This is a genomic window from Brevundimonas sp., from assembly GCF_041648615.1.
Lineage (GTDB): Bacteria > Pseudomonadota > Alphaproteobacteria > Caulobacterales > Caulobacteraceae > Brevundimonas.
Genome location: NZ_JBAZOS010000027.1, coordinates 1 through 24,938 on the forward strand (window position 1 = coordinate 1; position 24,938 = coordinate 24,938).

At 68.9% G+C, this 24,938-nt stretch carries 26 protein-coding genes and 1 tRNA gene; 18 read left to right on the plus strand and 9 right to left on the minus strand.

The window, feature by feature from the left end:
* Together WC555_RS10820 and coxB are read right to left on the minus strand one after the other, a co-directional pair.
* On the minus strand, positions 1–705 hold a 705-nt coding region (locus WC555_RS10820; protein ID WP_373253486.1), incomplete at its 3' end, for a cbb3-type cytochrome c oxidase subunit I.
* Positions 706–728: 23 nt separating this feature from the next.
* Complete coding sequence (coxB, locus tag WC555_RS10825; RefSeq protein WP_373253488.1) at positions 729–1,748, minus strand: cytochrome c oxidase subunit II; 1,020 nt, start codon at positions 1,746–1,748, stop codon at positions 729–731.
* Between the two features lie 255 nt (positions 1,749–2,003).
* Between coxB and WC555_RS10830 the strand changes: the two genes are divergently transcribed.
* Genes WC555_RS10830 through tldD form a run of 4 tightly spaced genes read left to right on the plus strand, consistent with a single transcriptional unit; the run spans position 2,004 to position 5,195 of the window.
* On the plus strand, positions 2,004–2,378 hold the full coding sequence (locus WC555_RS10830; RefSeq protein WP_373253489.1) for a PadR family transcriptional regulator: 375 nt from the start codon (positions 2,004–2,006) through the stop codon (positions 2,376–2,378).
* On the plus strand, positions 2,375–2,959 hold the full coding sequence (locus tag WC555_RS10835) for a DUF1700 domain-containing protein (RefSeq protein ID WP_373253490.1): 585 nt from the start codon (positions 2,375–2,377) through the stop codon (positions 2,957–2,959). The genes WC555_RS10830 and WC555_RS10835 overlap by 4 nt, the downstream gene beginning before the upstream one ends.
* Positions 2,960–2,972: 13 nt before the next feature.
* On the plus strand, positions 2,973–3,725 hold the full coding sequence (locus WC555_RS10840) for a GIN domain-containing protein (RefSeq protein ID WP_373253491.1): 753 nt from the start codon (positions 2,973–2,975) through the stop codon (positions 3,723–3,725).
* 39 nt (positions 3,726–3,764) lie between these two features.
* Entirely contained in the window at positions 3,765–5,195 is a 1,431-nt protein-coding gene (tldD, locus tag WC555_RS10845; RefSeq protein ID WP_373253492.1) for a metalloprotease TldD, read from the plus strand.
* Between the two features lie 133 nt (positions 5,196–5,328).
* Here the strand turns inward: tldD and WC555_RS10850 are convergent, their stop codons facing one another.
* Positions 5,329–6,300: a TraB/GumN family protein gene (locus WC555_RS10850; RefSeq protein WP_373253494.1), complete on the minus strand. Its 972-nt coding sequence runs from the start codon at positions 6,298–6,300 to the stop codon at positions 5,329–5,331.
* Positions 6,301–6,471: 171 nt separating this feature from the next.
* Between WC555_RS10850 and WC555_RS10855 the strand changes: the two genes are divergently transcribed.
* Positions 6,472–8,514, plus strand: coding sequence for a TonB-dependent receptor plug domain-containing protein (locus WC555_RS10855; protein ID WP_373253495.1), 2,043 nt, complete (start codon positions 6,472–6,474; stop codon positions 8,512–8,514).
* Between the two features lie 126 nt (positions 8,515–8,640).
* On the plus strand, positions 8,641–10,695 hold the full coding sequence (locus WC555_RS10860; RefSeq protein ID WP_373253497.1) for a TonB-dependent receptor plug domain-containing protein: 2,055 nt from the start codon (positions 8,641–8,643) through the stop codon (positions 10,693–10,695).
* 96 nt (positions 10,696–10,791) lie between these two features.
* Here WC555_RS10860 and WC555_RS10865 read toward each other — a convergent pair whose 3' ends face one another.
* The gene (locus WC555_RS10865; RefSeq protein ID WP_373253498.1) at positions 10,792–12,621 is read right to left on the minus strand and encodes an oligopeptide:H+ symporter; all 1,830 of its coding nucleotides are present in this window, start codon (positions 12,619–12,621) and stop codon (positions 10,792–10,794) included.
* A gap of 233 nt (positions 12,622–12,854) precedes the next feature.
* Between WC555_RS10865 and WC555_RS10870 the strand changes: the two genes are divergently transcribed.
* The 8 genes from WC555_RS10870 to WC555_RS10905 all read left to right on the plus strand — a co-directional run bounded on the left by WC555_RS10870 (position 12,855) and on the right by WC555_RS10905 (position 19,269).
* Positions 12,855–13,799 carry a hypothetical protein gene (locus WC555_RS10870; RefSeq protein WP_373253500.1) on the plus strand — a complete coding sequence of 315 codons (945 nt, stop codon included), beginning with the start codon at positions 12,855–12,857 and terminating at the stop codon, positions 13,797–13,799.
* The gene (locus tag WC555_RS10875) at positions 13,796–14,785 is read left to right on the plus strand and encodes a FecCD family ABC transporter permease (RefSeq protein ID WP_373253540.1); all 990 of its coding nucleotides are present in this window, start codon (positions 13,796–13,798) and stop codon (positions 14,783–14,785) included. Before WC555_RS10870 ends, WC555_RS10875 begins: the two co-directional genes overlap by 4 nt.
* Positions 14,782–15,501 carry an ABC transporter ATP-binding protein gene (locus tag WC555_RS10880; protein ID WP_373253501.1) on the plus strand — a complete coding sequence of 240 codons (720 nt, stop codon included), beginning with the start codon at positions 14,782–14,784 and terminating at the stop codon, positions 15,499–15,501. Before WC555_RS10875 ends, WC555_RS10880 begins: the two co-directional genes overlap by 4 nt.
* Before the next feature lie 46 nt (positions 15,502–15,547).
* Positions 15,548–16,612 carry an isoaspartyl peptidase/L-asparaginase family protein gene (locus WC555_RS10885; protein WP_373253502.1) on the plus strand — a complete coding sequence of 355 codons (1,065 nt, stop codon included), beginning with the start codon at positions 15,548–15,550 and terminating at the stop codon, positions 16,610–16,612.
* The gene (locus tag WC555_RS10890; RefSeq protein WP_373253504.1) at positions 16,609–17,115 is read left to right on the plus strand and encodes an isoprenylcysteine carboxylmethyltransferase family protein; all 507 of its coding nucleotides are present in this window, start codon (positions 16,609–16,611) and stop codon (positions 17,113–17,115) included. Before WC555_RS10885 ends, WC555_RS10890 begins: the two co-directional genes overlap by 4 nt.
* Complete coding sequence (locus WC555_RS10895; protein ID WP_373253506.1) at positions 17,106–17,372, plus strand: hypothetical protein; 267 nt, start codon at positions 17,106–17,108, stop codon at positions 17,370–17,372. The genes WC555_RS10890 and WC555_RS10895 overlap by 10 nt, the downstream gene beginning before the upstream one ends.
* A 103-nt stretch (positions 17,373–17,475) precedes the next feature.
* The gene (locus WC555_RS10900; RefSeq protein ID WP_373253509.1) at positions 17,476–18,210 is read left to right on the plus strand and encodes a hypothetical protein; all 735 of its coding nucleotides are present in this window, start codon (positions 17,476–17,478) and stop codon (positions 18,208–18,210) included.
* A gap of 51 nt (positions 18,211–18,261) precedes the next feature.
* Complete coding sequence (locus WC555_RS10905) at positions 18,262–19,269, plus strand: fumarylacetoacetate hydrolase family protein (protein ID WP_373253511.1); 1,008 nt, start codon at positions 18,262–18,264, stop codon at positions 19,267–19,269.
* On the opposite strand, the gene WC555_RS10910 is transcribed toward WC555_RS10905, so the two are convergent.
* The gene (locus WC555_RS10910; protein ID WP_373253512.1) at positions 19,266–19,445 is read right to left on the minus strand and encodes a hypothetical protein; all 180 of its coding nucleotides are present in this window, start codon (positions 19,443–19,445) and stop codon (positions 19,266–19,268) included. The genes WC555_RS10905 and WC555_RS10910 overlap by 4 nt on opposite strands.
* Before the next feature lie 117 nt (positions 19,446–19,562).
* Between WC555_RS10910 and WC555_RS10915 the strand changes: the two genes are divergently transcribed.
* The 3 genes from WC555_RS10915 (at position 19,563) to WC555_RS10925 (ending at position 21,079) form a co-directional block, all read left to right on the plus strand.
* Positions 19,563–20,099 carry a DUF1453 domain-containing protein gene (locus WC555_RS10915; protein ID WP_373253513.1) on the plus strand — a complete coding sequence of 179 codons (537 nt, stop codon included), beginning with the start codon at positions 19,563–19,565 and terminating at the stop codon, positions 20,097–20,099.
* Positions 20,096–20,872, plus strand: coding sequence for a hypothetical protein (locus tag WC555_RS10920; RefSeq protein WP_373253515.1), 777 nt, complete (start codon positions 20,096–20,098; stop codon positions 20,870–20,872). Before WC555_RS10915 ends, WC555_RS10920 begins: the two co-directional genes overlap by 4 nt.
* A 122-nt stretch (positions 20,873–20,994) precedes the next feature.
* Positions 20,995–21,079: transfer RNA gene (locus WC555_RS10925), tRNA-Leu, on the plus strand.
* Between the two features lie 17 nt (positions 21,080–21,096).
* Here the strand turns inward: WC555_RS10925 and WC555_RS10930 are convergent.
* From WC555_RS10930 to WC555_RS10945, 4 genes are read right to left on the minus strand one after another with little or no spacing between them, the layout of a single operon-like run.
* Entirely contained in the window at positions 21,097–21,648 is a 552-nt protein-coding gene (locus tag WC555_RS10930) for a hypothetical protein (RefSeq protein WP_373253516.1), read from the minus strand.
* Between the two features lie 23 nt (positions 21,649–21,671).
* The gene (arsC, locus tag WC555_RS10935) at positions 21,672–22,121 is read right to left on the minus strand and encodes an arsenate reductase (glutaredoxin) (RefSeq protein ID WP_373253518.1); all 450 of its coding nucleotides are present in this window, start codon (positions 22,119–22,121) and stop codon (positions 21,672–21,674) included.
* Entirely contained in the window at positions 22,122–23,177 is a 1,056-nt protein-coding gene (gene arsB, locus WC555_RS10940; protein WP_373253519.1) for an ACR3 family arsenite efflux transporter, read from the minus strand. It abuts the gene before it with no gap.
* 3 nt (positions 23,178–23,180) lie between these two features.
* Positions 23,181–23,531: an ArsR/SmtB family transcription factor gene (locus WC555_RS10945; RefSeq protein ID WP_373253520.1), complete on the minus strand. Its 351-nt coding sequence runs from the start codon at positions 23,529–23,531 to the stop codon at positions 23,181–23,183.
* A 145-nt stretch (positions 23,532–23,676) separates the two neighbouring features.
* On the opposite strand from WC555_RS10945, the gene WC555_RS10950 reads away from it, so the two are divergent.
* The gene (locus WC555_RS10950) at positions 23,677–24,933 is read left to right on the plus strand and encodes a multidrug effflux MFS transporter (RefSeq protein ID WP_373253541.1); all 1,257 of its coding nucleotides are present in this window, start codon (positions 23,677–23,679) and stop codon (positions 24,931–24,933) included.
* Positions 24,934–24,938: the final 5 nt, after the last annotated feature.

Sequence of the window (24,938 nt, forward strand, 5' to 3'; positions counted from 1 at the left end):
CAGCAGCAGGAAGGCCGTGATCAGCACCGACCAGGCGAACAGCGGCATCCGGTGCAGGGTCATGCCCGGCGCGCGCATGTTGAAGATGGTGGTGATGAAGTTGATCGCGCCCAGGATCGAGCTGGCGCCCGCCACGTGCAGGGAGAAGATCGCCAGGTCCATGGCCGGGCCGGGGTGGCCGGTCGTGGAGAGCGGCGGATAGATGGTCCAGCCGCCGCCGAAGCCCTTGCCCGGGCCGCCGTCGACGAACATCGACAGGCACAGCAGCACCCAGGCCGCGACCAGCAGCCAGAACGAGATGTTGTTCATGCGCGGGAAGGCCATGTCCGGCGCGCCGATCATGATCGGAACGAACCAGTTGCCGAAGCCGCCGATCATCGCCGGCATGACCATGAAGAAGATCATGATCAGGGCGTGGGCGGTGACGGTGACGTTGTAACCATGGTGCGAGGCCTCAACCAGGCCCAGCTTGTCGATCAGGCCGCCCTCGACGAAATACTGGATGCCCGGCTGGGCCAGCTCGAGGCGGATGAAGCCGGACAGGATGCCGCCGACCAGGCCCGCCATGATGGCGAACAGCAGGTACAGCGTGCCGATGTCCTTGTGATTGGTCGACAGGAACCAGCGGGTGAAGAAGCCTGGCTTGTGGTCGTGGTCGTCATGACCGTCGTGGTCATAGGCGAGGTTTTCAGCTGCGGTGGCCATGATCTGTGGGCTCTCGCGGATCGTTACTGGGCCGCCGGCGCCGCGGCGGGAGCCGGGGCGGAGGCAGCGGATTGGTCAGGGGCGGCGGCGGCGACGCCGACCGTCGGGATGGAAGTCGGGGCGGCGACGGCGCCGTCGGAGACCGTCGGGGCCCCGGTGGTGCCGGCGGCCACCTGGGCGGCGGTGCCGCCCGGAGCCTGCTCCGGGGTCTTCGGCGTCATCGAACCGCCCTTGGAGGCGACCCAGGCTTCGAACTCGGCCTGGGTGACGACGTTGATCTGGATCGGCATGAAGGCGTGGTCGACGCCGCACAGTTCCGAGCACTGGCCGTAGAAGGTGCCGACGCGGTCGGCGCGGAACCAGGTTTCATTGACCCGGCCGGGGACGGCGTCGGTCTTCAGGCCGAAGGCCGGCAGGGCGAAGGCGTGGATGACGTCGGCGGCGGTGACCAGCACGCGGACCGTCTTGCCGACCGGCACCACGATCGGTTCGTCGGCGGCCAGGCGGTACAGGCTGTGCGGCATGCCGCGCTGGGCCAGTTCGGCCTCGGGCAGCATGTTGGAGATGTACTCCGGGATGCCCTGGTCCGGATATTCATAGGCCCAGTTCCACTGGTTGCCGGTGGCCTTCACCGTCAGGTCCGGCGTCGGCATGTCATGATAGGCGAACAGCAGCCGGAACGAGAACAGCGAGATGAACACCAGGATCAGGACCGGCAGGACCGTCCAGATCACCTCGACCAGGGTGTTGTGGCTCCACCTGGCCGGAACCGGGTTGGCCTTCTTGTTGTAGCGGACGACGATCCACAGGAGCAGCGCCAGCACCAGCAGGGTGATGAAGGTGATGATCGGCATCAGGATGATGTCGTGGAAGAAGTGCGCCTCGACCTTCAGCGGCGAGGCCGCCGGCTGCAGTCCGAGAGCGCCGTCCGTCGGCTGACCCACCAGTTCCTTCGCCCAAACGGGCGTGGCGGAGAATACGGCCAGGCACAGGGCGGTGAAACCACCCCCGATCGACGCCCGGGCCCGTGTGCCCATCCCCATGCGAGACATCCTCATATTACCGTTTCGTCGCAAACGCTTGCGAGAGAACCGCAAGCAGGCGCCCGGACATGACGCCCGCAGCGGTTCTTTGCGCGGTCCATATCGCCCCGTCTGACGCTTGCCAAGCGATGAGCAAGAGATTGCGTGCGGCTGCGGCCATCGGCCCACGGATTAAATCGCCGTCATGTTATGACAGCTACCTTGCGTCACCAGATACCTTGCGATACGTCTTTGGCATCAAAGGAGGACGCCACGGTGCCCGAAACCATCGAGATACAGTTGAAGAAGGGAGTGCTGACGCTATGCGTTCTGGCGCTCCTGAACCGGCATGACAGCTATGCGTATGAGATCGCCTCGACCCTGTCGGACGCGATCGACATGGGCGAAGGGACGATCTACCCGCTGATGCGGCGGATGCAGTCCGACGGACAGGTCGAGACCTATATGGTCGAATCGGCGTCCGGGCCGTCGCGCAAATATTATCGCCTGACCGACGCCGGTCGCGCCGCGCTCGACGCCCAGACGGCCGAGTGGCGCGCCTTCGCCCGCGCAGTCGAATCCGTTCTCGACGGCGCGGCGCCCATCACCGCGCCCGCCGCGAAAAAAACCGACAAGGGAGCTGAACTATGACCCGCGCCGAATTCATGGGCCGGTTGCGCCGGGGACTGGTCGGCATGCCGACCGCCACGGCCGCCGACATCGCCTCGGACTATGAGACCCATTTCGAGGACGGAGCCGCCGCCGGCCGCTCCGAAGCCGAGGTCGCGGCCGCCCTGGGCGATCCGGACCGCCTGGCCCGCGAGCTGCGCGCCGAAGCCGGCGCCCAGCGCTGGCATCAGGAGAAGAACCCGTCGGCCGCCGCCGGGGCCGTGTTCGCGGTCCTGGGACTGGGCGCGATCGACCTGCTGATCCTGCTGCCCATCTTCATGAGCGTGGTCGGCGTGCTGTTCGGCTTCTTCATGGCCGCCGTAGGCGTCTTCATCGGCGGCGGCGTGGTGATGATCGCCGGGCCGGTGGCCGGTTTCCCGGGAGGCGTCGCCACGGCGATCCTCGGCGGTCTCGGCCTGATGGCCGGCGCCACCGCCCTGGGCGCCCTGACCGCCATCGCCACCATCCTGCTGGTCAACGCCACCGTCTGGTACGCGCGCCTGCACTATCGCCTGCTGAAGCCGGCGCTGGGGGAACAGACCCCGGCCGACGGCAAGTTCTGAGGGAGGACCTGACATGATCCGCACGCTTCTCATCATCACGGGCGCCAGTCTGGTGCTCTGCATCGCCGCCCTGTCCGGCGCCGCCGCCATCGGCGGCAATGACCTGGCCCGCAACGGCTGGGAATGGACCTTCCGCGACGCCGAAAGATCCGAAACGATCACATTCCAGCGCGGCGACGTCGGTCCGTCGGTGACCCGCAACCTGGCCTGGACCGGCGGCGACAAGCTGACGATCGAAATCCCGGGCGAGGTCACCTACATCCAGGGCGACACGCCCTCGGTCGTGGTGACCGGCCGGAAGGGAATGGTCGATGAGGTCAGTCTGACCAATGGCCGGCTGTCCTGGTCGGACGATGGCGACCGCTCCGAACACGTGGTCTTCGGCTGGAGCAACCATGACCGGCTCAGGGTCGTGATCACCGCCCCGTCGGTGAAATCCTTCGACCTCGAAAGCTCGGCGGACCTGTCGATCCGGAGCTATGACCAGCCGACGTTCGACCTGAATGTTTCGGGATCGGGCGACGTCGACGCCGCCGGCCAGACGCAGACGGCGACGATCGACGTCAACGGCTCGGGGGATTCCGATCTCTCGGCGCTGCGGATGACAGACGTCAACGTCGACGTTTCCGGATCGGGCGACCTGCGCGTCGGCCCGACCGGGGCGGCCCGGATCGACATCTCGGGCTCCGGCGACGTCGATCTGACCGACCGCCCGGCCAATCTGCAGCAGACCATCTCGGGTTCCGGCGACATCGACCAGAACTGACCCGGTGACGCGAGGGCGGTCAGTCCCTACTTAGGGCCCATGACCGTCCTCGTATCGCCTCCCGCCATTCTCGACAGCGCCGACGTCGGCGCCGACGAAGCCCTCTCCATCCTGCAAGGCGCCCTCCAGGGGGCCGACGACGGGGAGCTGTTCCTCGAACGGTCCGAAAGCGAATCGCTCGTCTTCGACGACGGCCGGCTGAAATCCGCCGCCTATGACGCCAGCGAAGGCTTCGGCCTGCGGGTGGTGGCGGGCGAGACCGCCGGCTACGCCCACGCCAACGAGATCAGCGGCCCCGCCATCCGCCGCGCCGCCGACAGCGCCTCCCTCGCCAAATCCGGCCATGCCGGGATCACGGCCGAGGCGCCCCGCGCCACCAACCAGCAGCTCTATGCCGCGGTCGACCCCCTCGCCTCGCCCGCCTTCTCCGACAAGATCGCCCTGCTGTCCGAGATCGACGCCTGGGCCCGCGCCCGCGATCCGCGCGTGGTGCAGGTCTCGGCCAGCCTGATCGGCGAGCGCCGCCAGATCGAGATCCTGCGCGGCGACGGCCGGCTGGTCCGCGACATGCGGCCGCTGGTGCGGATGAACGTCTCCATCACCGTCGAGGCGAACGGCAAGCGCGAGAGCGCCTCGGCCGGGGCCGGCGGCCGCGCCGGCTTCGAGACCTGGATCGCGCCCGACCGCTGGCAGAGTCAGGTCGATGAGGCCCTGCGCCAGGCCCTGGTCAATCTGGAGGCCGTCGACTGCCCGGCCGGCGAGATGGATGTGGTCCTCGGCGCCGGCTGGCCCGGCGTGCTGCTGCACGAAGCCATCGGCCACGGCTTCGAGGGCGACTTCCACCGCAAGGGCTCGTCGGTCTTCTCGGGTATGATGGGCCAGCGCGTCGCCGCGCCGGGCGTCACCGTCGTCGATGACGGCTCCATCGCCGGACGCCGGGGTTCGCTGTCGGTCGATGACGAGGGCACGCCGACCTCGCGCACCGTCCTGATCGAGGACGGGATCATGGTCGGGCTGATGCATGACCGGATGTCGGCGCGTCAGCTGGGCGCCCGCGCCACCGGCAACGGCCGGCGCCAGTCCTTCGCCCACATGCCGATGCCGCGCATGACCAACACCTTCATGGAAGGCGGCCGGGACAAGCAGGCCGACATGATCGCCTCGACGAAGCGCGGCCTCTATGCGGCGAATTTCGGCGGCGGCCAGGTCGACATCACCAACGGCAAATTCGTCTTCCAGTGCACCGAGGCCTACCTGATCGAAGACGGCAAGATCACCGCCCCGGTGCGCGGCGCGACCCTGATCGGCGACGGGGCCACGGCCCTGCAACGGGTGCGGATGATCGGCGACGACTTCGCGTTCGACCCCGGGGTCGGCGTCTGCGGCAAGGGCGGCCAGGGCGTGCCCGTCGGCATCGGCCAGCCCAGCCTGAAGATCGGCGGTCTGACGGTGGGCGGCACGGCGGTCTGAACCTACGTCCGATATTGACGCAGGGCGGCGCTACTCTGCCCGCATGAAAGGATATGCTCCCGCCGCCGAAGTATACGAAGTAGACGGAGTAGACGCCTTTTTCGGAGTCTGCCTCGTCCACCTCGGCCCCGGCCTATCTCGGCGCCTGTTCCCGCCATTCCGGCCCGACGACGTCGAAGCCGCGGGCCTCGAGCCCGTCCAGCACGCCGCCCGGTTCCGCCAGAATGCGCAGGGGCGCGACGGCCAGCGTGACGCCCGCCTGGCTCAGCGCCTCGTTCGTCGCCTCGGCCCAGCGCGTGCGCAGCACGGGCGCGATCTCGGGGTCGCCGCTGGGCCAGCACAGGTTCAGCGCCTGATCCAGCGGATTGGCCAGGACCTCGGCCACGCGCAATCCGCTCCAGGCGTTCAGCCGCGCGGCCGCACCGGCGGGACCGGCTTCGGCCGCGGCCGTCGCCGCCTCGACGCAGGTCACATAGGTCGAGGGCGGCAGGGTGATCAGATTGTCGATCAGTTCGTCGCCCCGCACCACGCCGACCGGCTCCCCCGGGATCCGCGCGGCCCGCGCGGCGGCGCGCACCACCGCCGGGGCTCCGCGCGCGCGGCGTTCCCGCCCCGCGTCCCGCATAAGATCGAAGCTCAGCCCCACAAGGCTTTCGGTCCGCCACGAATCGGACCGCTCGCCGGCCTTCAGCCGCTCCAGCCGGGCCAGCAGCTCCGGCGGCACATGGTCGGCGATGGTCGTTCCGGCGGGCAGGCGGGCGATGGTGCGGATGCGCCAGAGCATCCGCAGGATGTCCGCCGCCGAGGCGCGCGCCTCCATCGGATACAGCACCCGTCGGGAGTCCCGCGTCGCCGCCTCCAGCGCCTCGGGCCGCCAGAGATAGTCGCGGGGCACGCCCTCGATCGACCCCACCAGGATGACGACGCTGTCGCCCCGTTCGACGGTCCACATGGGCGCTCCGGCCCGGCGGGCGGTGACGATGACGTCATCCAGGGCCGAGGCGGCTTCATCCTCCGCCTCCGGTGTCTGGGCCATCGGGACGTCTGGCGCGCCCACGCCGGCCAGAAGGGCGACGGTGAACAGGCCAGCTGCGAGAAATCTCATGGCTATACCTTCTTGATTTGAAGGACCCAAGTAATGACAAGACTAAATGCAAACACAATCATAACATCTCTGTAATGATGTCTCCGATTTAATCCACCTGTCTGTCTTGTAACTGGAGGCTCCCGCGACAGACGGTCACACCTCTCGTCACATGACGAGGGGACTTCTGCAATGACCAAGACCATCCTGCTGGCGACGACGGCGCTCCTGTTGGCCGCCGGCGCGGCGTCCGCCCGGACGCCGGGCGAACAGCAGGCCACGCCCCGGGCCCAGGCGGACCAGCAGGGCGTCCTCGTCTTCACGCCGGACTTCTTCGCCGACCAGCGACCCAACAGCGCGCTGGACATGGTCAACCGCATCCCGGGCTTCGGCGTCGTCGACGGCGACGGCAGCCGCGGTTTCGAAGGCTCGGTGGGCAACATCCTGATCAACGGCTCCCGCCCGGCGTCCAAGAACGACACCGGCTCGGCCGTCCTGGGCCGCACCCTCGCCGGCCAGGTCGAGCGCATCGAGCTGATCCGCGGCGGCGCGCCCGGCATCGACATGCAGGGCTTCGCGATCGTCGTGAACGTGATCACCAGAACCGAGTCCAGCCGGCAGTCGATCCTCACCCTGAACGGCAATATCTTCGATGGCGGGCAGGATGTGTTCGGCGGTTCCTACCAGTTCACGGCCAAGGAGGGCGACCGGACCTGGGGCGTGACCCTCAGCGACGGCATAGGCACCAGCGACTCCAACGGCGTGGGTCCCGTGATCCGGCGTGACGCGAGCGGGGCGGTCATCCGCCAGGAGGACTACTTCAACGACCAGTTCGGCGGCAGCCGCTCGATCCGGGGCAATTTCGCGACGCCGGTGATGGGCGGCAAGGTCGATCTGACGGCGCGCTACGGCGTCAACGATTATCAGAGCCTCACCCTGCAGACCTCGCCCGCCGCCCGGCGCGAAAATCTGTATGAAGAGGAAGGGTCGAGCGGCGAATTCGGGGTCGTCTACACCCGGCCGCTGACCACGAAGCTGAACCTCGAGACCCGGTTCATCCATCAGTTCAGCGACTTCGACAACGTCTCGACAGCACACACCCGCGTCGGCGGCGTCGACAGTCCCGAACAGCGCTTCATCGCTGAAGGAAACGACTCCGAGACCATCGCCCGCGCCCTGGTGCGCTTCGAACGCTCTCCGGCCCTGACGTTCGAGGGCGGCGGCGAGGTGGCCTACAATATGCTGGAGGTCCAGCAGGCCTTCAGCGTCGGCGGCGTCGGCGTGCCCCTGCCGTCGGCCTCGGTCAAGGTCGAGGAGACGCGCGGCGAGGCCTTCGGCAAGGGAACCTGGCGCGTCCGCCCCACCCTGACCCTTGAGGGCGGCCTGCGGCTGGAGGCCTCGACCATCACCCAGTCCGGCGACGCCGATCAGGAGAAGAGCTTCTTCTTCGCCAAGCCCCGCCTGCAGGCCACCTGGACGCCGATGCCGAACAACCAGTTCCGCTTCCGCTTCGAGCGCGAACTGGGGCAGCTGGACTTCGGCGACTTCGCCGCCTCCTCGGATCTGGACGAGGAGAATGTGCTGGGCGGCAACGCCGACCTCGAGCCGGAACAGCGCTGGATCACCGAGGCGACCTATGAGCGCCGCTTCTGGACCGACGGCATCGTCAGCATCGGGTTGCGCCACGACGAGATCGTCGACGCCATCGACGTCATCCCGCTGGACGGCGGCCTGTCGGCCGTCGGCAACATCGGCGACGGCACGCTGGATCAGCTGGCGGTGAACGTCCTGGTTCCGATGGACAGGTTCGGCTTCACCGGGGGGCGGCTGGGCTTCCGCAACACCTGGAACCACACTGAGGTCACCGATCCGACCACGGGCGAGACGCGCGCCATATCGGGCGTCCGTCCGTCGCAACCGGTCTTCACCATCGCCCAGGACATCACCTCGTGGAAACTGCAGTGGGGCGGAGCCTGGATCGCCACCCTGCACCAGTTCAGCTACGATCCCGACCAGACATCGGGCTTCCGCGGCGCCGACTATTTCGAGCTCTGGGCCGAGTACAAGCCGACAGCCACCCTGTCCCTGCGGGCCCAGATCAATCTCTGGGACGACTTCGAGGTCCAGCGCACGGTCTTCGCGGACCGCACCCACGCCCGCCCCGTCGCCTTCCACGAGAACCGCTACATCGACCCGCGGACCTTCGTCTCGCTGCGACTGCGCAAGACGTTCTGATGCCTCCAGCCGCGGGGCGGTCATGGGGCCGCCCCAAGCCTGTCGGCGAATTAATCCACCTGTCCAGCTTGTAACTGGAGGCTGCGCCGGCCCTCGCGCACCCTTGCCGCGACAGGGAGAGGGTTCATGAGAAGAGGAGTGTGGCTGGCCGGCGCCGCCCTGTGCGCCCTGACGCAGCCGGCGATGGCCCAGACCTCGCCCACGCAGACCGCCGCACCCCGGTCGACCGTCCCGGCGCCGCGGCAGGGCGTACTGGCGTTCGAGCCCGCCTTCTTCGCCGACGCGCGGCCCGACACGGCGCTGGACATGATCGCCCGCCTGCCGGGTTTTGGCCTCGACACCGGCGACAGCGGCACGCGCGGCCTGGCGGGTACGGCCGGCAACGTCCTGATCGACGGGGTCAGGCCCTCGACCAAGAGCGACAGCCTCGACCAGATCCTGCGCCGCATCTCGGCGGCCGGCGTGGCCCGCATCGAACTGATCCGCGGCGGCGCGCCAGGCATCGACATGCAGGGCCAGTCGATGATCGCCAACGTCGTCCTGGTCCGCACCGTCGTCACCGAACGCGTGCTGGAGACCAACGCCTACTTCTATCCCGACGGCTACATCGGGCCGGTGATTTCGGCCCGCTGGTCCCGGCGCGAGGGCGACAACCAGGTGGAGGGCTCGATCAACGCCTTCACCGACCGCACCGACGGCACCGGCGACGGATTCCGCCGCCGCCATGACGCCGCCGGCCATCTGATCCAGGACGCCGATCTGGTGCTGTGGGACCGCATCCGCACGGTGCGCGCCACGGGCGCCGTCCAGCGCCGCGTGGCCGACGGTCTGCTGAAGGTGAACGGCCTGGTGGGCTGGTTCGGCAATGAGAATTCACAGGATCTGCTGATCCGTTCCGGCGCCGGATCCGACAGCTTCAACGACGAGGAATCCGACGAGATCGACGGCGAGCTGGGCGTCAACTGGACGCGGGACCTGGGTCCTCGCATCGGGCTGGAGCTGACCGGGCTGCAGCGCTACGGCAGCGATGCCTACACGGGCGTGTCCACCGGCAGCGGCGGCAGCTCGACCTTCACCGCCGACGCCACCGCGGGCGAATCGATCGCCCGCGCCACCCTGCGCTACCGGCCCGATGAAAGGTTCGCCGTCGAGACCGGCGGCGAGATCGCCTTCAACTTCCTCGACAGCAGGAACGCCTATGAGGAGAACGGCGTGGCCATTCCCCTGCCCTCGGCCTCGGTCCGGGTCGAGGAGCTGCGCGGCGAGGTATTCGGCCAGACGACCTGGCGGCCCGGCCCCAAATTCACGCTGGAGGCCGGGGTGCGGGTCGAGGTCTCGGAAATCAGCCAGACAGGCGACAGCGACCAGTCCAAATCCTTCGTCTTCCCGAAGCCGCGCGTCCAGATGACCTGGACGCCGTGGGCCGGCCATCAGTTCCGCCTCCGGGCGGAACGCGAGTTGGGCCAGCTGGACTTCGGCGACTTCGTAGCCTCGGCCGACATCGACATCGGCCAGGTGGAAGGGGGCAATCCGGATCTGGAGCCGGAGAAGGCGACCGTGCTGGAGGCCATCTATGAGCGCCGTTTCTGGACCGAGGGCGTGCTCGACTTCACCCTGAGCCACGCCGAGATCGAGGATGTGGTCGACATCATTCCACTGACCGGCGGCTTCGACGGCGTGGGCAATATCGGCGACGGGACGTCGGACTTCTTCCAGACCCGCCTGACCCTGCCGACGGACAAGCTGGGAATCCCCAACGGCCGCCTGCAGATGCGCGGAAGCTGGTCCCGGACCTCCGTGACCGATCCGGTGACGGGCGAGGAGCGGCGGTTCCAGGGGAACCAGGCCTTCGGCTGCGGCGTGGCCTTCAATCAGGATCTCAAGGGCGGCCGGTGGTCCTATGGCTTCGACCACGGCTGCAATGTCGACAAGGGCGCCGCCTTCCGCGTGCGCGAGATCCGCTACTTCCGCTCCGAGCCCGGGGTCAGCGCCTACGGCCAGTGGAAGCCGCGCGGCGATCTGACCGTGCGGGTCGACCTCGGCAACGCCACCAACCGGCGCAACGGCTATGACCGCTACATCTACACAGGGCCGCGCGACACCGCTCCGCTGGCCTTCCGCGAGGTGCGCAGCACGCGGATGAGCCCCTGGCTGTATCTCCAGATAAGAAAGACCTTCTGAAGAAGGCGACCCCGCGTCCCGAAACTGACGTGCGCCCGCCGCGCACGAAAAAGGGCGGAGCCGCGAGGCTCCGCCCTTTCTGTCGTTCGCGGGGCGCTACTGAACGCCGCGCATCATCCACTTCAGAACCGGCGAGATCAGCAGCAGCACGAAGCCGATGCCGACCCCGTACAGGCCGATGGTCTGGAACACGCCGGCGTAGGTCTCCAGCGCCAGCTGCGGGTTGGTCACCACGCCGCCGACCGTCTCGGTGGCCGTCGACTTGGCCACGATGCCGGCGACGATATGCGCCAGGGCCGAAGCCATGAACCAGGCGCCCATCATCATGCCGACCATGCGCGGAACCGACAGCTTGGTGATCATCGACAGGCCCACAGGCGACAGGCAGAGCTCGCCGATCGAGTGCAGGAAGTAGGCGAGGAACAGCCACAGCAGCGGAACCTTGAAGTCCGCGGTCACGAAATGCTTCGACGCCCACACCAGCACCAGGAAGCCGGCGCCGACGAGGATCAGGCCGAAGGCGAACTTCAGCGGCACGCTGGGGTTCAGGCCGCGTTTGGCCAGCAGGACCCACAGCGCCGCCATGACCGGGCCGAAGATCACGATGACGCCGGGGTTGAAGGTCTGGGTCTGGGCCGCGTTGAACCAGCTCGGCATCTGGGTGGACTGGTCGGCGAACAGGGTCAGGGACGAGCCCGCCTGTTCGAACAGGGTCCAGAACAGCACCGAGAACATGGTCAGGATGATCGCCGCCAGCATCTTCCAGCGGTCGTCGCCCTTGAGGAAGGTCAGCGAGTAGAGAAGCAGGCCGACGAAGACCGTCGGGACCAGATACAGCAGCGACGCCTCGACGGCGTCGTGTTGTTGCACGATCAGCCAGGTCGGAATGACGAACAGGATGCCGAGGATGTAGATCCAGGCTTCCCGCGGCACGCCCAGGGTCTTCTTGTCCAGTTTTGCGCTGGCGGGCGGATCAGCGCGACCGCCGAGCCATTTCTGGCCCATCCAGAAGGTCAGCAGGCCGAAGAGCATGCCGACGCCGGCGAGGCCGAAGCCGTAGCGCCAGCCGTATTGAATGCCGAGCCAGCCGCACAGGGCGGTGGCGAGGATCGAACCGAGGTTGATGCCGACGTAGAAGATGGTGAAGCCGGAATCCCGGCGGGGATCGTTCTGTTCGTAGAGCGAGCCCACCACGGTCGAGATGTTGGGCTTCAGGAAGCCCACGCCGACGATGATCAGCGCCAGGGCGAAGAACAGGGTCGCCTGACCGGGCAGGTCCACGGTCTTGCGGATCTCGTATTCCCCCGGACCGATCAGGGCGGGGAGGGCGCCGGGAGCGGTCACGGTCGCGGCCGGACGCACGGCGTCGGCCAGGGTCTCGGGCGAAGTCGCTACGGCGGTCGCGGGGCCGTCGGCCGGAACGGCGGCGGCCTCGGGGTCGGTGACGGTGGCCGCGGCGGGAACGGTCGCCTGGGACGAGGCGGCGGAGCGGGCCTGGGCCTCTTCAGCCGCCGTCGGGACGCCGGAGACGCGGATTCCGGTCGGACTCACGTCGATCGGGACCCTCTCCTCGCCGACCATGGCGTAGAGCTGGCGACTGGTGTCGCGGCCCTCGACCTCGATCCGGTATTCCTGGCCGCCGTACTGGATGTACTCGCGACCGCCGCTGCCTTCGAAAGCCATGGTGAAGTGGCCGGCGACCAGCAGCAGGGCGCCGATGGTCACGGCCTTGCGCGATCCGAGGAACCGGTCGGCGATGGCGCCGCCCAGGACGGGCATCAGATAGACCAGCGCCGCATAGGCGGCGTAGATGCCTTGCGCCTCGGCCGAGCCGAACAGGAAGTGCTGGGTCAGGTACAGGACCAGCAGGGCCCGCATGCCGTAGAAGGAAAAACGCTCCCACATCTCGGTGAAGAACAGGATCACCAGACCGCGGGGATGTCCCAGAAAAGTCTTTTGGGGCGTCGTTGTCGTCGCGCCTCCTCCGTCCGTCATACTCAACGGCTCACTCCCTTATTGCTGCGCCCCACCTGACGCGCGAAAGGCGCATAACCAGCACGGTGAGCCAGACCGGACAAGAGTTAAGGGTAAATTGGTTGGAACGCGGCGCGCGGCGTGGCACGGCGGGCGATATGCAGAATTCGGGGACAGGGCGTTTGATGACCACGACACGGCGGTCGGCCTTGATCAGCATGGGCGGGGCGATCGCGGTCGCAGCCTGCACGCGCGCCTCTTCGCCGACCGACAACCGGAATGTGGTCGCCGCCGGGTCGCCGGCGGCGCTTCTCGTCTGGGCGGTCGCGCGTGAGCGGCTGGCGGGCTGGCCCCGCAAGCCCGGACCGGCGTCACTGGCGGCGCTGCCGGCGCTCGCCGCCGAACTGCCCGAACTCGGGACGCTGACCGGCGGCGGCCGGCCGGCCGGTCTGGAAGCGATCGCCGCCCTGAAGCCGCGGCTGATCATCGACTACGGCGGCGTCGACGCCGGGTATCAGGCCCTCGCGCGGCGTCTGGAGGATCGGCTGGGTGTCGACTGGAGTCTGATCGACGGCGCCCTGACCCGTATTCCCGAGGCGATCCGCCAGGCGGGTGGGCTGCTTGAGTCCGAACGGACGGCCGGCCCGCTGGCCGAAGAGGCCGCCGAAGTGCTGGAGCATTGGCGGCTCACACCCCCGGGACCCGGCTTCTACTACGCCCGCGGCGCGGACGGACTGGAGACCGGCTTTCGGGGAGCCCTGGCGACCGAGGTTCTCGAGGGCGCGGGCTGGACCAATGTCGCCGAGGGATCGCGCGACATCGGCCGCGTGACCCGCGAACAGGTCGCCGCATGGGACCCCGAGGTTCTGGTCACGCTGGACCACAGGTTCGCGCAGTCTGTTCGCCATGATCCCGTCTGGCGCTGGCGTCGCAACGGCGACCGCCGCCGACTGCTGCTGCTTCCCGACCTTCCGTTCGGCTGGGTCGACCGGCCACCCTCGCTGAACCGTCTGCTTGGCTGCGCCTGGATCGCCGATCCGAAGACCGCCACCCTGACCATCGCCGCCCTGAGTCGCCGCCTGTACGGCATGGCCCCGGCGGAGATTCCCCAGCCGCGTTGGATTCAGTGAACCGGCTGAAGGCCGCGCTTCCGACGCTGGGGCTGGCCATGCTGGCTTTCGCCGGCGTCGTCGCGGTGCTGGCGACCGGCCCGCTGGCCAGCTCTCCCGATGCTCTGCTGGCGGCCCTGTTCGGCCACGGCCCGCCTGACGCCGAACTGGCGCTGGCCCTGCGCGGCCCGCGGCTGCTGGCGGCCCTGACCTGCGGCGCGGCTCTCGCCGGAGCGGGTGCGGGCTTCCAGATCCTGTTCCGCAATCCGTTGGCGGCGCCCGACCTGCTGGGCGTCTCGTCCGGCGCCGGTCTGGGCGCGGCGCTGGCCCTGCTGTTGGGGGCGGGAACCGCATTGGTGCAGAGCTCCGCCTTCGTCGGCGGGCTGGCCGCCGGCGGCCTGGCGCTGGGATGCGCCGCCCTGACGCGCAGCGGCGACGGGCGGCTGGCCCTGATCCTGTGCGGCGTGGTGGCGGGCGCCCTGGCCTCGGCCGGACTGGGCCTCGTCGTCATCGTCGCCGAGCCCTATTCGCAACTCCCGACCATCACCTACTGGCTGCTGGGCTCGTTCACCCGCGCCACCCTGGCCGAGGGGCTGTTCGCGCTGGCGCCCGTCTGTCTGGGCGCCGCGATCCTGCTGTGGCTCGGCTTCCGGCTCGACGTCCTGTCGCTCGGCGACGAGCAGGCGCGATCGCTGGGCCTGCCCGCGCGCCCGCTGCGGCTGACGGCCCTGGCCGCCGCCGCCCTGATGACGTCGGCGGCGGTCGCCCTGACCGGGATCGTCGGCTGGATCGGCCTGCTGGCGCCCCATGCGGCGCGGCTGATCGTCGGCGAGCGGGCGGGGCGGCTGATCCCGGCCTCCATGGCGATCGGGGCGCTGTTCGCCCTCGTCATAGACCGGCTGTCCACCGGCTTCGGTCCGGCGGAAATCCCCGTCGGCCTGTTGTCGGCGGCCATCGGCGCTCCGGCCTTCCTCTTCCTGTTCATCGCCACATCGAGGCGGTCATGAGCGGTCTGCGACTGGAAGGACTGGTGGCCGGGCATCCAGCCCGAAACGGAAAGGGATTCCGTCTGCCCGCGCTGGACCAGTCGGTCCCGCCCGGCGCGATCGTCGCCCTGATCGGGCCCAACGGAGCGGGCAAGACCACCTTGCTGAAGACCCTCGCGGGCCTGCTGCCCCCCCTCGCCGGGTCGATCACCGCCCCCCGCGCAGCGTATCTGCCCCCTCCGGGCGCGGTCGAGGCCGGCTTTTCGGCCCTGCACGTCACGGCTCTGGGGCGATCGCACCTGCGGCGCTGGTCATCGGGCCTCGCTCCGGCCGATCTGGACGCGGCGCGGTCGGCCCTGGAGCGGCTGGGTGTCGGCGACCTGGCCGACCGGCCCTTCGATCGCCTCTCCAGCGGCCAGCAGCAACTGGTCCTGATCGCCCGGCTGTTCGTCCAGGACGCGGGCCTGTGCCTGCTCGACGAGCCGCTGGCCATGCTTGATCCCGCCCATGCCCAGGCCGTCGAGGCGGCGATCCGCGCCCTGGCCGGCGAGGGACGCATCGTCATCGCCTCGACCCACCACCTGCCGTTCGCCGCGCGCGCCGACCGCGTCCTGACCCTCGGAACGGACCGGGTCGACATGGCCTCGCCCGCCCTCGCCGTGGCCCCCGACCGCATACGCGCCCTGTTCGGCGTTCAGGCGGACGGCTGCCCCTGTTGCGGTCGCCCCTTGAGTTGAGCCCGCGCTTGGTCGAGGTTCGGGCCGGATTTTCGAAAGGCCGATCATGTCCCTCACCCGCCTCGCTCCGGCCGCGCTCGCGCTTCTCCTGTCGGCTCTCCCCGCCGCGGCCCAGGAGGCGCCGCGCTGGTCGTTCGCCATCCATGGCGGGGCGGGGGTCATCGAGCGCGCGAGCCTGACGGCCGAACAGGACGCCGCCTACCGCGCCGCCCTGAAGCGTGCGCTCGAGGCCGGCTCCGCCGTGCTGGCCGACGGCGGCGCGGCGCTGGACGCGGTGCAGGCCGCCATCGAGATCATGGAGGACGATCCGCTGTTCAACGCGGGGCGCGGCGCGGTCTTCACCGCCGCCGGCCGCAACGAGCTGGACGCCGCGGTCATGAACGGAACGGACCTCACGGCCGGCGCCGTTGCGGGCCTGACCACCACCCGCCATCCGATCGCGGCCGCCCGCGCCGTCATGGAGCGCTCGCCCCATGTCATGCTGATTGGCCCGGGGGCCGACAGCTTCGCCGCCTCGGTGGGGCTGGAGCAGGTCGATCCGTCCTTCTTCTTCACCGAGCGCCGCTGGCAGGGGCTGGAGCGCGCGCTCCAGCAGCAGAGCCTGCCGATTCCGCAGCGTCCCGCCGGGGCCCCGGGTCCGCAGGCGGCCAACGACCTGCCCGCCCCACCCCTGAACGAGCGCAAATTCGGCACCGTCGGTGCGGTGGCGCTGGACAGCGAGGGACGCCTCGCCGCTGGCACCTCGACCGGCGGCATGACCGCCAAGCGCTGGGGCAGGGTCGGCGACGTGCCGGTGATCGGCGCGGGCACCTACGCCTCCAACCGCGACGGCTGCGCGGTGTCCGCCACCGGAGATGGCGAATTCTACATCCGCGCCTCGGTCGCCCGCGATATCTGCAGCCGCATCCAGGGGGGCGCTTCCGGACAGGCCGCGGGTCAGGCGGAGGTCGATGACGCCCTGTCGCTGGGCGGGTCGGGCGGCGTCATCGTCATGGACCTCAAAGGCCAACCCGCCTTCGCCATGACCACCTCGGGCATGTATCGCGGCGCCGTGTCCTCCAGCGAACCGGCGCGGGTGGCCATCTATGGCGACGAGGCACTCCAGCCATGAAGAAGCCCGACACGCCCGGCGTCATCGCTCCGCCGCCGCTGATCTATCTCGGCTTTGTGCTGGCCGGCTGGGGTCTGGCCGAGCTGGGCGCCCGGCCCGAAGCGGTCGAGGCGGGCCTCGGCTGGCTGGCCGCCGGCTTTGGCCTCGACATGCCCGTCCGGCGCGGTCTGGCGCTGACCCTGATCGTCGGCGGCCTGTTGTTCGACGGCATGGCGGCCGGTCTGTTCCGTCGACGCGGCACGGCGGTCGAACCGTGGAAACCGACCACCGCCCTGATCATCGAGGGTCCGTATCGCTTCAGCCGCAATCCGATCTACGTCGGTTTCGCCGTGACCTACGTCGGCCTGGCCATCGCCATGAACAGCTGGATCGCGCTCATCCTGCTGGTCCCCTGCCTGTTCGTCGTCGACCGGTTCGTCATCCAGCGCGAGGAACGTTACCTCGCCGCCAAATTCGGCCCGACCTATGAAGCCTATCGCCAGAAGGTCCGCCGGTGGCTGTGAGCGACGACGAACTTTCAGCCATGGCCATCGAGGAGCTGGACATCGCCTGCGCCCTGCCCTGGCCGGACATGAAGTCGGTGGCGCCCTGGGGCGACAGCTACACCGGGTTCGCGCCCTCGGGTCGCGAGGTCGAGATCGAGCGCCGCTACCTCTGGGCCCACGAACCCGAAGGCGCGATTTCCGTCGAGGTCGAGGTGCGCCACGCGGGCGCCCCTACAGGCGCAGAGGCCAAGGCCCTGATCACCTCACCGCGCTGACCCCGCCGAAACCGGGACGCCGTTAACCTTTCTCTTTGCCAAGCCGGACCGTCGGGGCAAGATGCGCGGCGCAAACATCCGCGCGGATCGGGAGGACAGCAGCATGGCCTATGGCGCCGACTTCGCCGCAGCCGACCCCGCCAATGCGCCGCTGGACGCGCCGCTGATGATCGGCGCCGATCCCATCCTGTGGGGCGCATTGCTTCTCGGACTGGTCGCCGCCGCCCTGGTCGGCTGGTATTTCGGCCAGGGCTCGCGGAGCGCGCGGGTCGACGCCGCGGAGTCGATCTGGGAGGAGATCGACGACGCCGCCAAGGAGGCGATGAAGGCCGACGGCGATTCCCTGCCGGCCAGGGCTTCGGCGCTGCGCCGCACGATCGACCGGCGGCTGGGCAAGACGCTCGGCGTCGCGGGCGGGGCGGGCAAGCTGATCAAGGCGCTCGATCTGGCGGTGAAGGGCGAGCCGGCCGACAAGCCGCATCCGCCCAAGGCCGACCACGGCCATGGCCACGGCGGGGGTCATGAAGAGAAGCCGGGACATCCCGAGGCGGCGCCCGCCTCCATAGGCGGCGTCACCGTGATCGTGAACAGCGGCCAGGGCGACGGTCACGAGCGCAAGGACGCCGCTGACGGCCACGGCGACCATGAGGCGAAAAAGCCGCTCAGCGTTCAGGATCGCAACGACGCCCTGCGTGTCGCGATCGGCCACTTCAACGACCACTGGGGTCTGCGCCGCGAACGCGTGCGCGAGCTGCGCGCCGCCCACGCCGAACTGTCGACGCCCGGCCCCAGGCGTCCGACGGCGGGCACGATCAGCGGGACGCGCGCCGGTCACTGACCGATCCAGGCACGGTTTCCTCGCCGGACAAAACCGCCTAAGCCTTGAGGCATGAAACTCGCCTCGCTCAAGCACGGCCGCGACGGTCGACTCGTTCTGGTCTCCAGCGACCTCGCCTGGTTCACGGACGCCTTCCTGATCGCCCCCACGCTCCAGTCCGCGCTGGACAACTGGGACCGGGTCGAGCCCGACCTTCTGGCCCTTGCGGAAAGCCTCGAGCACGGCGGCGTACCGCGCGGCCGGTTCCATGAGCGGGAAGCCGCGTCGCCCCTGCCGCGCGCCTACCAATGGGTCGACGGCTCGGCCTATGTGAACCACGTCGCCCTGGTGCGCCAGGCGCGCAACGCCGAAATGCCCGACAGCTTCTGGACCGATCCCCTGATGTACCAGGGCGGATCCGACGGCTTCCTGGCCCCTCGCGACCCTATTCCGCTGGCCGACGAATCCTGGGGCTGCGACCTTGAGGCCGAGGTGGTCGTGGTCACCGGAGACGTGCCCCAGGGCGTGACCCGCGAAGAGGCGCTGGGCTATATCCGGCTGGTCGGCCTGATCAACGACGTCTCGCTGCGCAACCTGATCCCCGCCGAACTGGCCAAGGGCTTCGGCTTCGTCCAGTCCAAGCCGGCTTCGGCCCTGTCGCCCGTCTTCGTCACGCCCGACGCCCTGGGCGACCGCTGGGCCGACGGAAAGCTGAAGGGGGAACTGTCCGTCCAGCTGAACGGCGAGGACTTCGGCAAGGCGGACGCCGGCGTCGACATGACCTTCGACTTCGGAACCCTGATCGCCCATCTGGCGAAAACCCGCGCCCTGTGCGCAGGCACCATCATCGGCTCGGGCACGGTGTCCAACCGCGACGCGGGCGGCGGCCCCGGCAAGCCGGTCTCCGAAGGGGGTCTGGGCTATTCCTGCATCGCCGAGGTCCGGACCGTGGAAACCATCCTGCATGGCAAGGCAGAGACGCCCTTCCTGAAAGCCGGCGACACAGTCCGCATCGAGATGCTGGACGACGGGCGCCACTCGATCTTCGGCGCCATCGAACAGACGGTGGAGGCGGTCTAGCCGGCGGCCAGCCGCACGGCCTCATCCAGCGCCCGTTCCGCGCGTGTCGGTTGGATGAGGGCGCTTGCCTCCGCCCCGACGCCCGCCGTGGTCGTCGCTTCCTGCGCCAGAACCGCCGCCGGTCCCTGACAGGACAACAGCAGGCCTGACGCAATCGCCAGCATCACACGCTTCATCTCGACCTCCGATTTTTCAAGAGGCAGAGGCGTCGGCGCGCCTTTACGGATGCGTGGGACGGATTAAGGTTTCGACAGTTCCGCGGCCATTTCGGGCCGCATGGCGGGGGGCCGGCCATGACGCCACAACAGTACGGTCCGCTGATCGGCATCGGCATCGCCCTTGTCGTGATCCTGCTGCGCAATCGACAGAAGCGGACGCTCAGACCCGAGCTGATGTGGATCCTCCCCACGATCTTCGCCGCCCTGATCGCGTTCGGCCTGTGGGGCATGCGTCAGGCGCCGGGCGCGGATCTGGCGCCCTATGGTCCGGCCGACTGGGGCGTGCTGGTCGGCGGCGCCGTGCTGGGCGCGCTGGGCGGTTTCTGGCGGGGAAGCATGGTGACCATCGAGAAGGATCCGGACGGCGTGCTGAAGGCCCAGGCTTCACCGCTGGGGATCATCCTCATCGTGGTCCTGCTGGCCGTCCGCTCCTTCGCCCGTCCCTGGCTGGAGGGTCACGCCGAAAGCCTGGGCCTCCACGTCGTCGCGGTGGAGCAGGCGTTCCTGCTGCTGGCCGGCGGCCTGATCATCGTCCAGCGGATCGAGATGTTCGTACGGGCTCGCCGGATCATGGCCGGACAGCCGGACAGCCATGTGGAAGTCGTGGCGTGAGGGTCGCCGCGATTGGCCTGGCCGCCTTGCTGCTGGCCGGTGACGCGACGGCGCAGGATAGCTGGGATTTGGAAGTGAGCCCCGCAGGCGATCTCACGGTCGCCAGCGTCACCTACGAGGGCGGCGTCGGTCTGGCGGTCCAGTGCCGGGACGGAAATGTGGAGGTTGCGCTCCTGGGCTTGCCTCCGGCGCTGCCCGGCGAGATCAACCAATACCAGATGCGAACGCTCGCCACCGGTCTTGCTCCGGCTCCCATGGAAGAGTCGCCATGGATGACCTCGGCGGGGTCCACGACCGCCCTCAGTGCTCTGCCCCTCCGGCGCGCACGCGGGTTGAAACGGGGCGGATTGCTTGTTGTGCGTACAATCCCTCCCTCTGGCGTCGGGGCGCCGCGACGTCTGGAGATTCCTCTACCCTCGGACAGTTCAGCGATTGATCGGACGCTCGAAGCCTGCGGCAAGCGAACCGTGGATCCACGCGATGATCTGCTGTTGGCGGAAGACGTCATCACCCCGGCTGAATGGAGCCGGTCCCGGATGTTTGAGATGCCGCCCTGGTCGGGCCGTGGGCCCACGAGGGTCGAGGTCAGTTGCATCGTCGCCGAAGCGGGCCGCGTACGGGATTGTCAGGTGGAGAGTGAAAGCATGCCGGGCCTCGGAGCCCGGATGTTGCTCGACCAACCCAATGTCCGGCTGGGGTTGAGGGAGAACGCCGAAACCGCGATTGGCCGCGTCATTTTTCTTGTCGTACAGGGCGCTCGAATACGCCGTTGACGGCCTGTGTGGCTGACTGGATCGCCGACATCAAAGGGCCGATGTCACGACCATTGCCGGATTGACCCGCCCGGACCCCGCACGCTACCAAGCCCGCCTGCCGAGAAGACCGGGCGGCCTGTGCGGGCGTGGTGGAATTGGTAGACGCGCTGGACTCAAAATCCAGTTCCGAAAGGAGTGCCGGTTCGACCCCGGCCGCCCGCACCACGCCATCTCCAGCACCCTCAACCCGTCGGCGGCAGATATTCCGCGGGGATGGGCGCGGCGGGCGTTTCGGCCTGCCAGTAGACGCTGATGATCCACCAGCGGGCGCCGTCATTGAACAGCTGGATGCTGTTGATCCCTCGGGCGAAGGGCTGCGGGTCGGACAGACTGTGCAGGCTTTCGTACGTGGACCAGACATGGACGATCCGGCCGAACCGCTCCGGGCGGCGCGCGATCTCGCGCTCATGGAACCCCTCGGCCACAAGCAGCGGTTCGCTGCGGGTGATGTATTCGTCGGGCGTGATCGAGCGGACGACGCCCTGGCCTTCCCGGGTCGCGCCCGAGGGCGCCAGACGCGCGGTGGAGTGAAACAGCGACCGGAAGCGATCCCAATCCCGCGCGACTCCGGCGTCGCCCGAGATGACGTCATAGAGCGCCGCGACGATCGCCTCGGGCGTGGCGACGTCGGCCGGGGCGGGGGCCGAAACAGGAACCGGCGAGACCGGGGCCTGGGCGGCGGCCGGGGTCGCGAAACCGAGAGCCAGCGCGGCCGCGAGTATCGAAAGACGCATCCGGATCCTCCCTGATGGCCGGATTATGCCGGGGAGCCGCCCGGCGCGCCAGTACGGCCGTGGCTCAGCTCGACCACTTCCCCGTCTTCCTTGACGAAGCGGTCGGGCCGGCGGTCCAGCAGATCGAAGACCTTTTCGGAAGGCCGGCACAGGGCGGCGCCGCGCGGCGTGCGGACGATGGGACGGTTGACCAGGACCGGATGGGCGAGCATCGCCGCGAGGATCGTCTCGTCCGGGGTCGCGGCGTCCAGCAGGGCCGGATCGATCCCGGCCGCCTCCTTTTCGCGCAGGGCGTCGCGCGGCGTCAGCCCGGCCTCGGCGAACAGATCACGCAGCTGGGCGGCGCTCCATCCGGCCTGCAGATATTCCACGACCTCGGGCCGGTAGCCGGCGGCCTCGACCATGGCCACGACATTGCGCGACGTACCGCAGGCCGGATTGTGGAAGACCGTGACGGGAAAATTGTCGGACATCTAGCGCTCCTTTTCGGCGTTGCGGCGAACGGCCGGGCCGGCCTCGTACCACCCCTTCGAGCGGTTCACGATCCAGACCACCGACAGCATCACCGGCACCTCGATCAGCACGCCGACGACCGTCGCCAGGGCCGCGCCGGAGTTGATGCCGAACAGGCTGATCGCGGCGGCGACGGCCAGTTCGAAGAAGTTCGATGCGCCGATCAGGGCCGACGGTCCGGCCACGCAATGCGCCTCGCCGGTCGCGCGGTTCAGCCAGTAGGCGAGGCCGGAGTTGAAATAGACCTGGATCAGGATGGGGACGGCGAGAAGGCCGATAATCAGCGGCTGGGCCAGGATCTGTTCACCCTGGAAACCGAACAGCAGGATCAGGGTGGCCAGCAGGGCGGTGATCGAGACCGGGCCGAGCCGGGTCAGCAGCCGCTCCAGCCTCGCTTCGCCCGACCGCGCCAGCACCGTCCGCCGTACCAACTGCGCCACGATCACAGGCAGGATGATGTAGAGGCCGACCGAGATCAGCAGCGTCGCCCACGGCACGGTGATCGCCGCCAGCCCCAGCAGCAGGCCGACGATCGGGGCGAAGGCGACGATCATGACGGCGTCGTTCAGCGCCACCTGGCTGAGGGTGAAATTCGGCTCGCCGTTGGTCAGGCGGCTCCACACGAAGACCATGGCGGTGCAGGGCGCCGCCGCCAGGATGATCAGGCCGGCGATATAGCTGTCGATCTGGTCGCCAGGCAGCCACGGCCGGAACAGCATGGCGATGAACAACCAGGCCAGCAGCGCCATCGAGAACGGCTTCACCGCCCAGTTGACGAACAGGGTCACGCCGATGCCCCGCCAGTGGCGCCCGACCTGCCGCATGGCGGCGAAGTCGACGCGCAGCAGCATGGGGGTGATCATCAGCCAGATCAGGACGGCGACGGGAATGTTCACCCGCGCCGCTTCCAGCCGGGCGATGGCGGCGAAAACGTCCGGGACCAGCCAGCCGAGGCCGATCCCGACCACGATGCACAGGGCGACCCAGAGGGTGAGCCAGCGTTCGAAGATCGACAAGGCTCAGACCTCCGCGGGAATGCAGCGCGATCGCGCCGCGGCCGCGGCGACGGGGGCGCAGACTTCAGGGGCCCCTGCGCAACAGTCGTCCGCGAGGAAGGCCATCAGGGCGCCCATGCGGTCGAACCGCGCGGCATAGATGATCGACCGACCGTCTCGCCGCGACTGCACCAGACCGGCGTGACCCAGGGCGGTCAGGTGGGCCGACAGGGTGTTGGCCGGCGTCCCCAGCCGGCGCGCCACCTCGCCGGCGGCCAGCCCCGACGGTCCCGCCTGAACCAGCAGGCGGTAGGCCCTCAATCGCCCCTCGTGAGCGAGGGCGGACAGACTTTCGACGGCGGCTGTCATTTCCATATTTCTCGAATATCAGAAATGAATGGCCGGACAAGACCTCGGCGTTCTGAAGACCGGCGGCTGAAGCGCTCACATCGCGTTTCGCCGTCGCTATTTCAGTCGGCCCCGGTTGCGATTGTCGCCCTTGACCCGCATCTGGCCGTGGATGACCTCCCCGACCCTTGCGCCTGCCGCCGCCGTCAAGGGGCCCGGGTTTCCCGAATTCGTCGCCCTGATCGCCATGATGATGGCGCTGAACGCCCTGGCCATCGACTCGATGCTGCCGGCCCTGCCCGCCATCGGCGACGCGCTCGGCGTGGTCTCCGAGAACAGCCGCCAGTGGGTCATCACCGCCTATCTGCTGGGCTTTGGCGTGACCCAGATCATCTATGGCCCGCTGGCCGACCGCTTCGGCCGCAAGCCGGTGCTGATGGTCGGTCTGGGCCTCTATGTCCTGTTCAGCGTCCTGGCCGCCTTCTCGCCGACGTTCGAACTGCTGATCGCGGCGCGGGTCGGGACCGGCGTCGGCGCGGCCGCCCTGCGCGTGCTCGCGGTCTCCATCGTCCGCGACCGCTATTCGGGACGGACCATGGCCCGGGTCATGTCGCTGAGCTTCCTCGTCTTCCTCGGCGTGCCCATCCTGGCCCCGACGCTGGGACAGGCGATCCTGACCGTCGCGCCCTGGCCCTGGGTGTTCGGCGTCCTGGCGCTGGGCGGAGCCGCCTTCGCCACCTGGGCCGCGATCCGGCTGCCCGAGACCCTGCACCCCGAGGACCGGATGCCGATCCAGGTCGGGCGCATCGCCTCGGCCTTCCGCCAGGCGCTGACCAACCGCCAGTCGATTGGCTACACCCTGGCGATCACAGCCATTTCGGGCGCCCTGTTCGGCTTCATCAACTCCAGCCAGCAGATCTTCTTCGACGTTTTCCACGAGCCGCAACTGTTCACGGTCGTCTTCGCCCTGGTCGCGGGCGGCATCGCCGTGGCCTCGCTGCTCAATGCGCGGCTGGTCGAGCGGCTGGGCTCGCGGCTGATCTCGCACACCGCCTTGCTGGGCTTCATCGCCATGTCCTCGATCCACGCGGCGGTGGCGCTGACCGGCCATGAGACGATCTGGACCTTCGCCGTCCTGCAGGCCCTGACCATGTTCTGCTTCGGCTTCATCGCCGGCAATTTCGGCTCCATGGCCATGGAGCCGATGGGACACATCGCCGGCACGGCGTCCTCGGCCCAGGGCTTCATCTCCACCACCTTTGGCGCCTCGCTCGGATTCCTGATCGGTCAGCAGTTCAACGGCTCGGCCGCGCCCATGACCATCGGCTTCGTCTCCCTCGGCCTTACCGCCCTGGTCTGCGTCCTGTTCGCCGAGCGGGGGCGTCTGTTCAAGGCGCGGAACCTGTCTCCGGTCCTCGCCCCCTCTTGATCTTT

Excerpts from the sequence above, each read along its gene's own strand:
- WC555_RS10905 (WP_373253511.1), top strand. The coding sequence starts at position 18,262 with ATGAAACTCGCCTCGCTCAAGCACGGCCGCGACGGTCGACTCGTTCTG.
- WC555_RS10885 (WP_373253502.1), top strand. The coding sequence starts at position 15,548 with ATGTCCCTCACCCGCCTCGCTCCGGCCGCGCTCGCGCTTCTCCTGTCG.
- WC555_RS10910 (WP_373253512.1), bottom strand. The coding sequence starts at position 19,445 with ATGAAGCGTGTGATGCTGGCGATTGCGTCAGGCCTGCTGTTGTCCTGT.
- WC555_RS10880 (WP_373253501.1), top strand. The coding sequence starts at position 14,782 with ATGAGCGGTCTGCGACTGGAAGGACTGGTGGCCGGGCATCCAGCCCGA.
- WC555_RS10870 (WP_373253500.1), top strand. The coding sequence starts at position 12,855 with ATGACCACGACACGGCGGTCGGCCTTGATCAGCATGGGCGGGGCGATC.
- WC555_RS10950 (WP_373253541.1), top strand. The coding sequence starts at position 23,677 with ATGACCTCCCCGACCCTTGCGCCTGCCGCCGCCGTCAAGGGGCCCGGG.
- WC555_RS10930 (WP_373253516.1), bottom strand. The coding sequence starts at position 21,648 with ATGCGTCTTTCGATACTCGCGGCCGCGCTGGCTCTCGGTTTCGCGACC.
- WC555_RS10945 (WP_373253520.1), bottom strand. The coding sequence starts at position 23,531 with ATGGAAATGACAGCCGCCGTCGAAAGTCTGTCCGCCCTCGCTCACGAG.
- WC555_RS10900 (WP_373253509.1), top strand. The coding sequence starts at position 17,476 with ATGGCCTATGGCGCCGACTTCGCCGCAGCCGACCCCGCCAATGCGCCG.
- WC555_RS10835 (WP_373253490.1), top strand. The coding sequence starts at position 2,375 with ATGACCCGCGCCGAATTCATGGGCCGGTTGCGCCGGGGACTGGTCGGC.
- tldD (WP_373253492.1), top strand. The coding sequence starts at position 3,765 with ATGACCGTCCTCGTATCGCCTCCCGCCATTCTCGACAGCGCCGACGTC.
- WC555_RS10855 (WP_373253495.1), top strand. The coding sequence starts at position 6,472 with ATGACCAAGACCATCCTGCTGGCGACGACGGCGCTCCTGTTGGCCGCC.
- coxB (WP_373253488.1), bottom strand. The coding sequence starts at position 1,748 with ATGGGGATGGGCACACGGGCCCGGGCGTCGATCGGGGGTGGTTTCACC.
- arsC (WP_373253518.1), bottom strand. The coding sequence starts at position 22,121 with ATGTCCGACAATTTTCCCGTCACGGTCTTCCACAATCCGGCCTGCGGT.
- WC555_RS10840 (WP_373253491.1), top strand. The coding sequence starts at position 2,973 with ATGATCCGCACGCTTCTCATCATCACGGGCGCCAGTCTGGTGCTCTGC.
- WC555_RS10860 (WP_373253497.1), top strand. The coding sequence starts at position 8,641 with ATGAGAAGAGGAGTGTGGCTGGCCGGCGCCGCCCTGTGCGCCCTGACG.
- WC555_RS10890 (WP_373253504.1), top strand. The coding sequence starts at position 16,609 with ATGAAGAAGCCCGACACGCCCGGCGTCATCGCTCCGCCGCCGCTGATC.
- WC555_RS10850 (WP_373253494.1), bottom strand. The coding sequence starts at position 6,300 with ATGAGATTTCTCGCAGCTGGCCTGTTCACCGTCGCCCTTCTGGCCGGC.
- WC555_RS10915 (WP_373253513.1), top strand. The coding sequence starts at position 19,563 with ATGACGCCACAACAGTACGGTCCGCTGATCGGCATCGGCATCGCCCTT.